Raw genomic sequence first — 13,286 nt, forward strand, 5'->3', positions numbered from 1 at the left:
AATATATAGGGGTGAATGAATTATGAGATTGACCATTTCCAAATCTCCTAACGCTACAAATATCTTCGTAATTGAGGATGTCAAAGAAAACGGCAAGCGAACTACCCGTGTTGTGGAGTCTTTAGGCTCTGTCAAAGAATTGGAAGCTAAGCTCAACGGCCAGGACCCAATAGAATGGGCACAGGCCTATGTCAAGGAGCTCAATGAGAAGAAGAGCCAGGATCAGGAAACTGTAATCCAGAAGCTCTCCACTGCAAAGCAGATTCCAAAAGAGAAGATCAACAAGGTGCAAAGCGGATATCTGTTCCTCCAGAGCATCTACACTGGTTTGGAACTGGACAAGATATGCCATTCCATTTCCAGTGAGACGAAAACTGAATACAACCTGGACTCCATACTTTCCAGGCTGCTATATACGAGGATCTTAAACCCTTCATCCAAGCGCTCATCTTACGAAGCCAGCCTTAATTACATTGAACCGCCTGATTTCTCGTTGCATCAGGTTTACAGGGCTTTGAGCCTACTTAGCCAGAACATTGAAAAGATTGAGATGCAGGTGTACAAGAACAGTCTCCAGCTAGCGGAGAGGAATACTAAAGTCCTCTACTACGACTGCACCAATTACTTTTTTGAGATAGAAGAAGAGGATTCACTCCGCAAATATGGTGTTGGGAAGCAGCATCAGCCCAATCCATTGGTTCAGATGGGATTGTTCATGGATGGAAGCGGAATGCCTCTGGCATTTTGTATAGATGAGGGATCAAAAAATGAGCAGAATACACTGACACCACTGGAAAAGAGGATAATCAAGGATTTCAATCTTTCCGAGTTCATTGTCTGCACTGATGCCGGCTTGGGCAGCACTGACAACCGCAAGTTCAACAACAAGCAGAATCGCTCCTACATAGTCACCCAATCCATCAAGAGACTGAAAGCTCACCTGAAGGAATGGGCGCTTGATCCAACAGGTTGGCATCTGCCCAATGTCGACGCGGACATAGATATCCGGAGAGTAAGCGACTTGTCCAGCAATACACGTATCTACTACAAGGAACGATGGATCAACGAAGATGGACTGTCGCAGAGATTGATTGTCACCTACTCCCCCAAGTACAAGAACTACATGAGGACTATCCGAGGCAGGCAGATCGAAAGGGCCCAGGCACTGGCTGACAAGCCGGCCAAGCTCAAGCAGAAGCGAAGCAATGACCCAAAGAGGTTCCTTAGTTCTACCCACTGCACTCAGGATGGGGAAATTGCACAAAAAGAACTAGTCCGTCTTGATGTTGACCGAATAGCCAATGAGGAACAATATGACGGGTTCTATGGGGTATGCACGAACCTGGAAGGCGATGTGGATGACATACTTAAAATCAATCGAAGAAGGTGGGAAATTGAAGAGTCCTTCCGGGTCCTGAAGACAGAATTCAAGGCGAGACCAGTGCACCTTTCAAGAGAAGACCGCATCAGGGCCCACTTCCTGACATGCTTCCTGTCACTGCTGATACTGAGGATACTGGAGCAGAAGATTGAAAATAAGTACACAGTTCCTGAGATCATCACTACTTTGAGAGATATGGAGATGGTTCCCATAAAGTCCAAGGGATACATTCCGGCATACACAAGGACAGATCTGACAGACACATTGCATGAGAAGTTCGGATTCCAGACTGACCGCGAAGTGCTGACACAAAATATGATGAAAAAAATTATTCAACACACCGAAAACCCAAAAACATTACGCAAAAAATAGCAAAATTGTAAAGCCCGGAAAACGCATAATATCAACGTTTTCCAGGCTTTTATCGTCCTTAAAGTGTCAAAGACAGGATTATATCATAAAAGATGCCGCACCTTAAGGAACGGCATCTTTAGAAAATCTTAATATTTAGTGGGATTTTCAGAATATTCTACTGCCAGTTGAAGACAAACGGAATATTCCTGTAGTAGTCGCCGTAGTTGAGGCCATAACCAGCGACAAAAATATCGTCAATCACAAATCCGCAGAAGTCAGGTACTATTTCTACCCTTCTTCTTGATGGCTTGTCCAGGAGCGTACAGCATGTGGCTGCCTTTGCACCCTTTGCCATGACGTGCTTCATGACAAAATCCATTGTGATTCCGGTATCTATGATGTCATCCACAACAAGAACGTTGAAGCCTTCAAGGTCATCCGCGATATCAGTGACTACTGTAACTCTGCCGGCTGTTTCCTCTCCATGGCCATAGGATGAAGTTGTCATGAATCCTATCTTTACCTCGGTATCCATGGCGCGGACCAGGTCAGCGGTAAAGATGAAGCTGCCTCTCAGGAGGGAGAGCACATAGAGCTTCTGGCCCTTGTACTTTTTTGTTATCTCTTCGCCGAGTTCCCTGATTCTTTCCTTTATTTCATCTGCCGATATCAATACATTCATCTTTTTATCTTCCATGTGAACCTCCGCACTGTGCGTACACTGTAATTCTTGTACTAAATACTATATAATTAAAGGAAATATGTCAAGAATTTGGAAAAGAAGGAGGAAATCTTGTGATTTCAGGAAATATTGACGGGATCAGAAAAAGGATTCTGGATGAACTGGAGACTATATTCGAGATAAAGACACCAAAATACCAGATAGCATCGCAGGAGATCACGGACCTCATATTAAGGCTGTCCGGGGAGACCGAAAGGGAGATATCTGTTGCAATCGACAGAAGGGGAAAGGTGCAGGAAGTCACAATAGGCGACTCCAGCAGCGTATCTCTGCCGCTTCTCGACGTTAAGGAAAGGAAGCTGTCGGGTACAAGGATAATTCATACTCATCCTAACGGAAACCCAAGGCTTTCAGCCCTTGATGTCTCAGCCCTTGTGAAGATGAAGCTGGACTGCATTGCAGCCATAGGACTTGGTGAAGAGCCGACAATGGTGTTAGGCTTCCTTACTGTCGATGAAGGAAGGCTTGCAGCACAGGCTACGCAGCCGATGGACATTCAGTCAGCTTTGTCATTTGACATTCTGGACAGGATTACTTTCAATGAAACCCTCATGAAGCAGGGAGAAAGCATATCGGAGCCTGAAGAACGGGCAGTACTTGTTGGAATAGATACCGAGGATAGTCTCGAGGAGCTTAGGGAACTTGCCAAAGCCTGCAACCTGCCGGTTGCGGATATTGTGATCCAGAACAGGGAGAGGCCTGACAATGCCTTCTTTGTAGGAAGCGGAAAGGTCAGGGAAATTGGTGAGAGGCTGCAGCTGACAAGGAGCAACGTGGTCATATTCGACGATGAGCTTACTGGAACCCAGATAAGGAACCTCGAAGAGCAGCTCGGAGTGAAGGTAATCGACAGGACGACGCTCATTCTTGAGATATTCGCAAGACGCGCCAGATCCAGGGAGGCAAAGCTGCAGGTGGAGCTTGCCCAGCTGAAGTACAGGATGAACAGGCTTATAGGCCTTGGAACGGTGATGTCGAGGACTGGCGGAGGAATCGGTACAAAGGGACCAGGTGAGACTAAGCTTGAGATAGACAGGAGAAGGATAAGGGAGAAGGTTACAGACCTTACAAGGGAACTGACGAAGATTACCGGTGTCAGGGAAGTCCAGAGGGAGAACCGTGAAACAAATGAAATCCAGAAGGTTTCTCTTGTAGGATACACAAATGCTGGCAAGAGCACTCTAAGGAACGCTCTATACGAGATATCTTCCAAGGACTCAGTCGTCAAAGAGAAGGTCTTCGAAGCCGACATGCTTTTCGCGACCCTTGATACGACAACCAGGGCCATAGCTCTTAGGGACAAGCGGATCATAACCCTTACAGACACAGTCGGATTTGTAAGGAAGCTTCCCCATGACATTATAGAAGCATTTAAATCAACTCTTGAAGAGGTGGTCTTTTCAGACCTGCTTGTGCATGTCATCGACGCATCCTCGGATGATGCCTATAAACAGGCGATTACTGTAGACAGCGTCCTTGAAGAAATTGGATGCGGAGACAAGGATACGATAATTGCACTGAATAAGGTGGACAAGGGTCTGAGCTTTGTAGTGGATGACATACGTGAGCTCTATGAGGGCAAGCACAAGATCATCGAAATATCCGCAAAGAACGGCAAGAACCTTGAGCTGATCCTTGATATGATCATGGAAACTCTGCCGAGGACCCATAGCGCAATCGAGGTACTTGTGCCCTACAGCGAACAGAAGCTGCTCTCTTCAATAAGGGCAAGAGGAACAGTGATTGCGGAGGAATACAGGGAAGATGGAACATATGTAAAGGCCGAGGTGCCTGACAGGGACCTCTATATGTATGAGAAATTCCTGATCGGAGGAAATGAATGAAGAACCTGATTTTGGAATATCAGAAGGCATACCAGAATGTCGCACAGGCTCTCGAAGCCAACCATGAGGTTCTGGGTGCGTTCGTCTTCGGCAGCATGGTTACAGGAGACCTCTGGGAAAATTCCGATATTGATTTTTTTGTGATAATGAGGGAAGCCGAAGGCGGAATTAGAAATGTCTACTCCACAGAGTTCGGCGTGCCCGTGCACCTTAAGGTCATTTCAAAGGAAGAATTCCTGAACCTTAAGGGGTTCAGGGTGAAGGGCAGCTATATGCACAGGATATTCTCTTCTTCGAAGATAGTTTTTTCCAAGGACGAGGAAATAAGGGCAAAGTATAATGATGAAAGATTCTATCCTGATATGGACAGAAGGAAATGGACGCTCTCATACCTTGGAAGGTTGATAAAGACAATAGATTCAACAGAGAAGTTCCTTGTTGGATCCAACCTGTTCGGAGCATTCAGGACGCTCATAGATTCCATGGAGCTGTACGCTTCGGTATATGTGAATTCAAGGGGCTATATGATATCAAAGGATACATTGTCAATGGCTGCGAACCTTGACAGGGAATTTGACAGGCAGTTCAGGATACTGGTCGGAGAGGGAGACCTTGAAACAAGGATAACCGAGGTCAACAGATATCTGAAGACCACGATCGACATGGAAATTCAGCAGGCATCAGAAATTCTCCTGGCTTACCTCAGGGAAAATCCTGGATTCAAGAGCGCCAGGGAAATATCAAGGGATCCATTTTTCTCGGATTTTTCAATTGAGATGGAAGGGATACTCTCACTGCTCCATTCCAAGAACCTCCTTAAGATGGAGCTTCGGCCGGTAAAGACCTTCGAAAGAAGAGAACTGATCAGAGAGAATGTGTACCAGATATAATGGGTTATAGGACGCTAAGGAACGAAGGGTCATCGGAGTTCACTGAAAAGAAATCAGTGTTCATCGGTTCCGGCAGGAGAGTGGAAACCGAGGAGGAAGCAAGGGCGTTCATAGACAAGGTGAGAAGCAGATATAAGGAAGCCAGGCACCATGTCTATGCGTATACCATAGGAGAAAATGAGAATATTCAAAGGTACAGCGACGATGGAGAGCCTCAGGGGACAGGAGGACTTCCGGTGCTTGATGTCATCAGGAAAAGTGGATTGAGAAATTCCGTCATTGTCGTGACCAGGTATTTCGGAGGTGTGCTGCTGGGTGCCAGCGGGCTGACCAGAGCATATATTAGAGGGGCGTCAGATGCGATTGGGGCATGCGGATCCGTTGAACGGGTGTATGGAAATGAAGTGAAGGTTAAGATAGCATATGAGCTCCTTGGTAAATTTCAGCATCTTCTCAGAGAGGACGGAATACACATCGAGGATACTGTATATTCAGAGGATGTTGAAATCACTATATATCTGGAAGAAGAAAGGACGGCATGGCTGATATCCCGGCTGACAGAAGCGGCATCAGGTCGACTTGAGGTCAGGGCAGGGGAGAGGACTCTTTACTACAAGGAGGACGACAGGCTCTATATGGATATTGTATAGACCGGGGTCCATGTGGTATAATTCAGAGTCGTAAGAAACGGAGGAGATAGATTTGTCAGGACATTCAAAATGGCACAACATACAGGCCAAAAAAGGCAAAATGGACTCGAAAAGGGGCAAGATATTCACTAAGATCGGCAAGGAGCTCATCATGGCAGCCAAGGACGGCAGCAGTCCGGATACCAATGCAAAGCTCAGGGACGTAATTGCGAAGGCAAAGGCTGCAAACATGCCAATGGACAACATAACCAGGGCGATAAAGAAAGGTGCCGGCGAACTCGAAAGTGTGAATTATGAAGATATCACATACGAGGGCTATGGACCTAACGGAGTTGCTGTAATTGTTCAGTCCTATACTGACAACAAGAACAGGACCGCAGGAAATGTAAGGCACACTTTCGACAAGTTCGGAGGGAATCTCGGGACATCAGGTTCAGTCACATTCATGTTCAACAAGAAGGGCCAGCTGGTCATTGAGAAGACTGATGAACTGGATGAGGAAGAGCTGATGATGCTTGCACTTGAAGCAGGAGCCGAGGATTTCAGTGCTGAAGAAGAGGTATACGAAGTGATTACCGCACCGGAGGAATTCGATGCAGTGAAGGCAGCGCTTGAGGCACAAGGAATTGAATTCCTTGAAGCTGAAATCACTATGATTCCAAATGTATACACTGATCTTGACATGGAAGCATCTGAGAAGTTCCAGAAGCTTCTCGACAAGCTTGATGAGGATGATGATGTGGATTCGGTATGGCACAATGCTGAGTTTGCAGAGGGATTTGAAGATTAGGACTTCCATCTCATATTGAGGGAGGTACACAAATGTTTGATTTTCTGAACGGTATGTCACCAATAACCCAGGCACTCATGGCCACCATGTTCACATGGTTCGTAACTGCGCTTGGAGCATCGCTTGTCTTCTTCTTCAAGACCATCAACAAGAAGGTATTCGATGCGATGCTTGGCTTTGCTGCAGGAATAATGATTGCTGCAAGCTTCTGGTCGCTGCTCAACCCAGGAATCACTCTTGCAGAAGAAATGGGCTATGTGGCCTGGGTCCCTGCAGCCATTGGCTTCATGGGCGGAGGTATTTTCCTTTATATTGTCGACAGACTGCTTCCACACCTTCACCAGGGTCTTGCAACTAACAAAGCCGAGGGAATAAAGACCTCATGGCAGAGAAGTATACTCCTGGTACTTGCAATAACCCTTCATAACATACCTGAAGGCCTTGCGGTAGGTGTGGCATTTGGTGCTGTATACCATGGCATCTCCACAGCTTCACTTGCCGGGGCAGTAGCCCTTGCGATAGGTATTGGACTTCAGAACTTCCCTGAAGGAGCAGCGGTATCAATACCTCTCAGAAGGGAAGGGATGTCAAGGTTCAAGGCGTTCATTCTGGGACAGGCTTCAGGTATCGTAGAACCAATAGCTGGTGTACTCGGTGCCTATCTTGTTTCGATAATGAGACCGATACTGCCATATGCGCTTTGCTTCGCAGCTGGTGCCATGATATATGTGGTAATCGAAGAGCTGATCCCGGAAGCCCAGTCAAATGGGAATTCCGATGTGGCGACCATGGGAGCTTTGATAGGATTTACTGTCATGATGGTACTTGATGTGGCTTTGGGATAAGTTTTGATCTCAAACTATATTGAATCAATATAAGGTATTGATAACAACCGATAGTATAAAAGGGTGGTTATAAACAAATTAGTTTATAACCACCCTTTTTATAGCATAGTAATGGATGTAGATGTATTAAAGTACAGTGCCTAGTATAATGAATCCAAATAAGAATGCTGTAACTAAGAATATTACTCCAAAGCACCCCCACAATTGATGAGCAGCTTGTTTACCTATTCTACCGTAAAGAATGTGATCTGCAACTTTCTTTGCTTCATTGCGAGTATTTGGATTTGATGAATTCCTAGATACCATCTTAGCAATAATTAGTACAATAAGAGCAATGATAATGAATTGTGGCAATCTCGCACTTCCTTTCTAAAGACATTATTAACTAGATATAATAAGTATATATAAAATAAAATAAATATCAATAGATCTGGGAATAAATATAATTATCTCAATATATTATTGTAATTGTATTATAATTGGTAAAATATGTATGACTAACTTCAATTAATGTTTATTTTTTGCTAACAGATTAATAACAAGTTATAAATAATATATATTTTACTGAGGAATAATTGGTAACGGTTGGCAATTGTTACCCGGTACCGATTTACTTTGAAAATTAAACCATTTTTAAGCTTCTCAAAAGGCCTTGATAAATAATGAGTATTATCATTTGACGTGGGCAGGTGATAAGGATTGGAATGCAGGAATTGCAGATATGAAAACCCGGTCGGAAGCAGATTCTGCAGCCAGTGCGGCAAACCCTTCGCTGGAATGGAGGGTTACGATAAAGTGAGCCTTGGCGAATATGATGAAGCGAATGACATGATAGCAAATCCTCTTACTGAGGATTACATATATGACAGGGACGCCTCCCTGAAGAAGAAAAGCGGCAGACAGGGCGGGATATTCCTGAGGCTTGTTCTGATTGTGTTTCTTGCAGTGGCAGCGATTCTTGCTTTTTACAGCGTTGATCTGGCAGTTGCAACTAACCAGAAACGCACCGAAGAAGCAGTGATGCTTGCCAACCAGAAAAAAGAGGCTGAAGAGCTGGCAAAGCTTGAAAACTACAGGGAAAAGTATGGCACAGTGGTTTCGGGATTTGAGGAGCAGGGTGCCCTGATAGATGAGAGCGTGGCCTCAATCGGGAAGCTCAACCTAAATAGCTTCTTCAAGGGGCTTGGACTGGGGACTGCAGCTGACGGCCTGGTTGACAGGCTGCTGGATGTATCTACTGTAAAGTCCATGAGGGAAAACAGCCAGACTCTTGATGTCCTTGTGGGAGAACTTGCAAACCCGCCAAAGACTTTTGAGGGCAAGTATGAGCTTATGGAAAAGCTGCTCGAGACAGAAAAGGAGATTGTGACATATTTCGAGAATTCTGTCACCAGCGAGGAACGAGAAAAGCTTGAAGAGTTAAGGGTTGAATACACAAAGCTGATAACAGACATAAATAGATGATTAAATGAAGCTGTCGATTTTTTTCGATATGCTTCTTTTTTATGTTGATTTTTGGAATAGTCAGGAGTACAATTAGTATAAGCAAATATTTAGAGAGCAAACATAAGCTTATGAGAGGTGAATGCAGTGACTGACCGTGAAAAGGAGATCCTCGACATAATAAGGAAAGATCCCATGATATCCCAGAAGGATATCGCAGAAATGCTTGGGATCACAAGATCATCAGTAGCTGTGCATATTGCTAACCTGATGAAGAAGGGCGCTGTGAAGGGCAAGGGATATGTGCTGGATGACGAGAGCTATGTGACTGTGATTGGTGGCTGCAATATGGATATCTCGGGTTCCCCATATGGGAAGCTGTCCGGAAGGGACTCGAATCCCGGAAGCGTTACTTTTTCCCCTGGAGGTGTCGGAAGGAACATTGCTGAAAATCTGGCAAGACTGGGGCTTCCGGTCAAGCTTATTTCAGTAGTTGGCGACGATGAAAGCGGAAGGCGTCTGCTTGAGGAAACGAGAGCAGCAGGAGTCGATGTCTCACATATAAGGAAGATTACCGGAGAGTCCACAGGCATATACCTCTCGGTACTTGATGAAGATAAAGACATGTATATCGCTGTTTCATCCATGGAGATTTACGACAAGCTCGACACGTCATATCTACTTGACAAGATGCCGATTCTTGAAAGAAGCAGGGTGTCGGTGTTCGATGCAAACCTTAGTTATGATGTTATCGAGACAGCACTGGGAATGGCACAGAAAAACATGAAATACCTGGACACAGTTTCCATTACAAAGGCGCTGAGGATAAAGGACCTGATCGGAAGATTCGACTGCATAAAGCCAAACAGGCTGGAAGCGGAGGCCATTTCCGGTATTAGCGCTGAGGGCCATTCAGGTCTTCTGAAGAACGCAGATCACTTTCATGAGATCGGAGTGTCAAAGGTGTTCATATCTCTAGGACCAGATGGCACATTCTTCAGTGACGGAACCGACAGAGGAATCTGCAGAGCGCTCAAGGTGGACATAAGGAGCGCGACAGGAGCTGGAGATGCATTTCTTGCAGGCGCAGTATATGCAGAAACCGAAGGCTTTGATATAAGGGATGCTGCGATTTTTGGAACTGGGGCTTCACTAATCAATCTTGCTTCTAGCGATACGATCAACAAAAACACAAGTGTTGAATCAATAAATAAAATTATGGAGGGTAATTATGAAATCAACAGAATTTGAAAAGTACATGGACATTGCACCAGAGGTGAAGGAAGCGCTTGAAAAGGGATTGCCGGTGGTCGCACTGGAATCAACTATAATAACCCACGGGATGCCATTCCCGCAGAACGTAGAGACTGCACTTATGGTTGAGGATGAAATCAGAAAGTACGGAGCAGTGCCTGCCACCATGGCGATAATCAAAGGAAGGCTGAAGGTGGGACTGAGCCGTGAAGAGCTTGACTACGTGGGATCTGCAAAGGATGTAGTGAAATGCTCTAGAAGAGACATACCATTCGTAGTATCAGGAAAGAAGGATGGTGGTACTACCGTAGCTGCAACAATGATCATGGCTGATATGGCAGGAATAAAGGTGTTTGCAACAGGTGGAATTGGCGGTGTTCACAGGGGTGCTGAAACTTCAATGGACATATCAGCTGACCTTGAAGAGTTCGCAAGGACAAATGTGGCTGTAGTATGTGCAGGAGCAAAATCCATCCTCGATATCGGTCTTACTCTTGAATACCTTGAAACGAAGGGCGTCCCGGTTATCGGATACGGCACGGAGGAGCTGCCTGCGTTCTATACAAGGGAAAGTGGCTTTAATGTCGACTACAGGCTTGACAGCCCTGAGGAAATCGCTGAGTCACTTAAAATAAAATGGGGAATGGGACTAGATGGCGGAGCGATAATCGCAAATCCGATTCCAGAAGAGTATGCAATGGACAAGGCTGTCATCGATACGGCAATTTCTCAGGCTCTAGCAGATGCCAAGGCAGAAGGTATAAAGGGCAAGAAGGTTACACCTTTCATACTTGAGAAGGTCATGGAGCTTACAGGCGGAGAGTCACTTGAATCGAACATACAGCTTGTGCTCAACAATGCGAAGGTAGCTTCATGGATTGCTGCAGGTCTTTCCAAAATTTAATCCTTGTTTAATCCTTTGCTGTTATCATTAACTCATGATTAATCGATGATTGATCCATGATAAAGCATAAGGGAGTAGTGCCTCAGGAAGCATAGGGCTCCAAGGGGGATTTTGAATGAAAACTGGAAACATTTTTGGAATGATCATAGGCGGGCTGATTCTATTCTTCATAATATCAATAGCAATCACTGCATTGCCCTACATAGCGATATTCATCCTCATATGGTATGTGGTTTCGAGGGTTCTCAGGCCGACTATGAACAAATCCGGCGGAACCTACAGGACAGAATGGGAGGGGAAGAAGGATACGACATCCAGCAATCCCCAGGAAACCAGGGGTCCCGAGGTTGACAATGTTGTCAAAAGCGTACAGGATGAAGATTTTTTCAGACAGACACATGATGTTGTTGATGTGGATTATGATGAGGAAGAAAAATAATATATGAATGCCGCAGGCTCCAGTCAATGGAGGCTGCGGTCTTTTTGTGTCCGTGAATATGGTTAGGACAGAGACTTCATGTTATCATAGAGGATAGGGAATCAGGAGGTGGCAGTTTGTACGACTATGTAAGAGGAATCTATATGGGAATATTGAAGGACTGTGTTGTGGTGGAAGCCGGGGGGCTTGGCTACAAGGTATTTACGTCCGGAAATACAATGGCTATGATGCCTGAGAAGAAGAAAGAGGTCATCCTTTATACAGTACAGATCGTAAGGGAGGATTTCCTTGGTCTGTATGGCTTTTCAACAAGGGATGAGCTGGATCTGTTCCAGGTACTTATAACAATCAACGGAGTCGGACCGAAAGCTGCTTTGTCACTTTTATCGGTAAGTATGCCAGACAGGCTTAAGCTTGCGATAATAAACGGGAATGAAAGTCTGCTTATGAAAGCGCCTGGAATAGGCAAAAAGATAGCACAGAGGATAATACTTGAGCTGAAGGGCAAGCTGCATGCCGACGGCATCGATGGTGAGGAATCGGCAGAAGATACGTCAGCAGAGAATACGGAAAATGAAGCTCTCGCAGCACTTATTGCACTGGGTTATACCGACAGGGAAGCAAAAGGTGCGCTTAAGTCAGCTGGTGGCGGCTTAACTCTTGAAGATTCCATCAAGGAATCATTGAAATTGCTTATGAGGTAGGTGTGATATATGGATGACAGAATAACAGCAAGCGATTTCATTGAGGAGGACATATCAAGCGAGTTTTCCCTAAGGCCTTTGAGGCTTGCAGAGTATATCGGTCAGGAGAAGGTCAAGGACCGTCTCAAGGTGTTCATAAAGGCTGCGAAGATCAGAGGGGAGTCCCTTGACCATGTGCTGCTTCACGGACCACCGGGGCTTGGAAAGACTACACTTGCGAACATAATCGCCCGTGAAATGGGAGGTTCGCTCAAGGTAACCTCCGGACCTGCCATCGAAAGGGCAGGGGACCTTGCGGCTATAATGACTTCGCTGAAGGATAACGATGTGCTTTTCATAGATGAAATCCACAGGCTGTCAAGAACAGTTGAGGAGATACTATATCCCGCAATGGAGGATTATGCCCTGGACATTGTAATTGGAAAGGGAGCACAGTCCAAATCGATAAGGCTCGACCTTTCAAGGTTCACGCTAATCGGGGCAACAACCAGGGTAGGCCTTCTGACTTCTCCTCTCAGGGACAGGTTCGGGGTTCATCTGAGCATGGAGTACTATACCTATGATGAGCTGAGGGAGATTATTACGAGGAGCGCAGGAATCCTAAACTGCAGGATAACCGACGAGGGTGCTCTTGCAATTGCAAGAAGGAGCAGAGGAACACCAAGGATAGCAAACAGACTTCTGAAAAGGGTAAGGGATTACTCTACTGTTCTTGGCAGGGATACAATAGATACTGAGTCCGCTTCAAGGGCACTTGACATGCTTGATGTTGATGAGGAAGGCTTTGACAGGATAGACAGGAAGATCCTGGAAGCTATAGTTAAGAATTTCGGAGGCGGACCTGTAGGTGCAGAGACACTCTCCTATTTCATTGGGGAGGAACTTGATACCATAGTCGATGTATATGAGCCATACCTCCTCCAGAAGGGGTTCCTTATAAGGACTCCTAGGGGAAGGTGCGCAACTAAAAGAGCTTATGACCATCTGGGAATAAATATGGATGATAAGGAAGAGGGACAGGCATCCCTGTTCGATTAGAAGGGAAA

The 13,286-nt window shown here is 45.5% G+C and carries 13 protein-coding genes; 12 read left to right on the forward strand and 1 reads right to left on the reverse strand.

The annotated features are described in order from the left end of the window. The first annotated feature begins 22 nt into the window (after nt 1-22). The gene (locus J2Z34_RS03070; protein WP_209458388.1) at nt 23-1,753 is read left to right on the forward strand and encodes an IS1634 family transposase; all 1,731 of its coding nucleotides are present in this window, start codon (nt 23-25) and stop codon (nt 1,751-1,753) included. 157 nt (nt 1,754-1,910) lie between these two features. Here the strand turns inward: J2Z34_RS03070 and hpt are convergent, their stop codons facing one another. Next, nucleotides 1,911-2,432 carry a hypoxanthine phosphoribosyltransferase gene (gene hpt / locus J2Z34_RS03075; protein WP_209458389.1) on the reverse strand — a complete coding sequence of 174 codons (522 nt, stop codon included), beginning with the start codon at nt 2,430-2,432 and terminating at the stop codon, nt 1,911-1,913. A gap of 98 nt (nt 2,433-2,530) precedes the next feature. On the opposite strand from hpt, the gene hflX reads away from it, so the two are divergent. From hflX to ruvB, 11 genes are all read left to right on the forward strand, one after another. Continuing rightward, nucleotides 2,531-4,321, forward strand: a complete 1,791-nt coding sequence (gene hflX / locus J2Z34_RS03080) for a GTPase HflX (RefSeq protein WP_209458390.1) — start codon at nt 2,531-2,533, stop codon at nt 4,319-4,321. Beyond that, entirely contained in the window at nt 4,318-5,211 is an 894-nt protein-coding gene (locus tag J2Z34_RS03085; RefSeq protein WP_209458391.1) for a nucleotidyltransferase domain-containing protein, read from the forward strand. Before hflX ends, J2Z34_RS03085 begins: the two co-directional genes overlap by 4 nt. Beyond that, nucleotides 5,211-5,861, forward strand: coding sequence for a YigZ family protein (locus J2Z34_RS03090; protein ID WP_209458392.1), 651 nt, complete (start codon nt 5,211-5,213; stop codon nt 5,859-5,861). Before J2Z34_RS03085 ends, J2Z34_RS03090 begins: the two co-directional genes overlap by 1 nt. Before the next feature lie 52 nt (nt 5,862-5,913). Beyond that, on the forward strand, nt 5,914-6,651 hold the full coding sequence (locus J2Z34_RS03095) for a YebC/PmpR family DNA-binding transcriptional regulator (RefSeq protein ID WP_209458393.1): 738 nt from the start codon (nt 5,914-5,916) through the stop codon (nt 6,649-6,651). A 32-nt stretch (nt 6,652-6,683) separates the two neighbouring features. Further along, nucleotides 6,684-7,496, forward strand: a complete 813-nt coding sequence (locus J2Z34_RS03100; protein ID WP_209458394.1) for a ZIP family metal transporter — start codon at nt 6,684-6,686, stop codon at nt 7,494-7,496. Between the two features lie 699 nt (nt 7,497-8,195). Further along, complete coding sequence (locus J2Z34_RS03105; protein WP_209458395.1) at nt 8,196-8,960, forward strand: zinc ribbon domain-containing protein; 765 nt, start codon at nt 8,196-8,198, stop codon at nt 8,958-8,960. 117 nt (nt 8,961-9,077) lie between these two features. Further along, nucleotides 9,078-10,190, forward strand: a complete 1,113-nt coding sequence (locus J2Z34_RS03110) for a PfkB family carbohydrate kinase (protein WP_342453082.1) — start codon at nt 9,078-9,080, stop codon at nt 10,188-10,190. Next, on the forward strand, nt 10,171-11,097 hold the full coding sequence (locus J2Z34_RS03115) for a pseudouridine-5'-phosphate glycosidase (protein ID WP_209458396.1): 927 nt from the start codon (nt 10,171-10,173) through the stop codon (nt 11,095-11,097). The genes J2Z34_RS03110 and J2Z34_RS03115 overlap by 20 nt, the downstream gene beginning before the upstream one ends. A gap of 115 nt (nt 11,098-11,212) precedes the next feature. Further along, entirely contained in the window at nt 11,213-11,536 is a 324-nt protein-coding gene (locus J2Z34_RS03120) for a hypothetical protein (RefSeq protein WP_209458397.1), read from the forward strand. Nucleotides 11,537-11,652: 116 nt separating this feature from the next. Beyond that, nucleotides 11,653-12,240: a Holliday junction branch migration protein RuvA gene (gene ruvA / locus J2Z34_RS03125; protein ID WP_209458398.1), complete on the forward strand. Its 588-nt coding sequence runs from the start codon at nt 11,653-11,655 to the stop codon at nt 12,238-12,240. Nucleotides 12,241-12,249: 9 nt separating this feature from the next. Further along, nucleotides 12,250-13,278 (forward strand): Holliday junction branch migration DNA helicase RuvB, encoded by a 1,029-nt coding sequence (gene ruvB, locus J2Z34_RS03130; protein ID WP_209458399.1) that lies wholly within the window; start codon nt 12,250-12,252, stop codon nt 13,276-13,278. Nucleotides 13,279-13,286: the final 8 nt, after the last annotated feature.

The organism is Youngiibacter multivorans (genome assembly GCF_017873395.1).
Lineage (GTDB): Bacteria > Bacillota > Clostridia > Clostridiales > Clostridiaceae > Youngiibacter > Youngiibacter multivorans.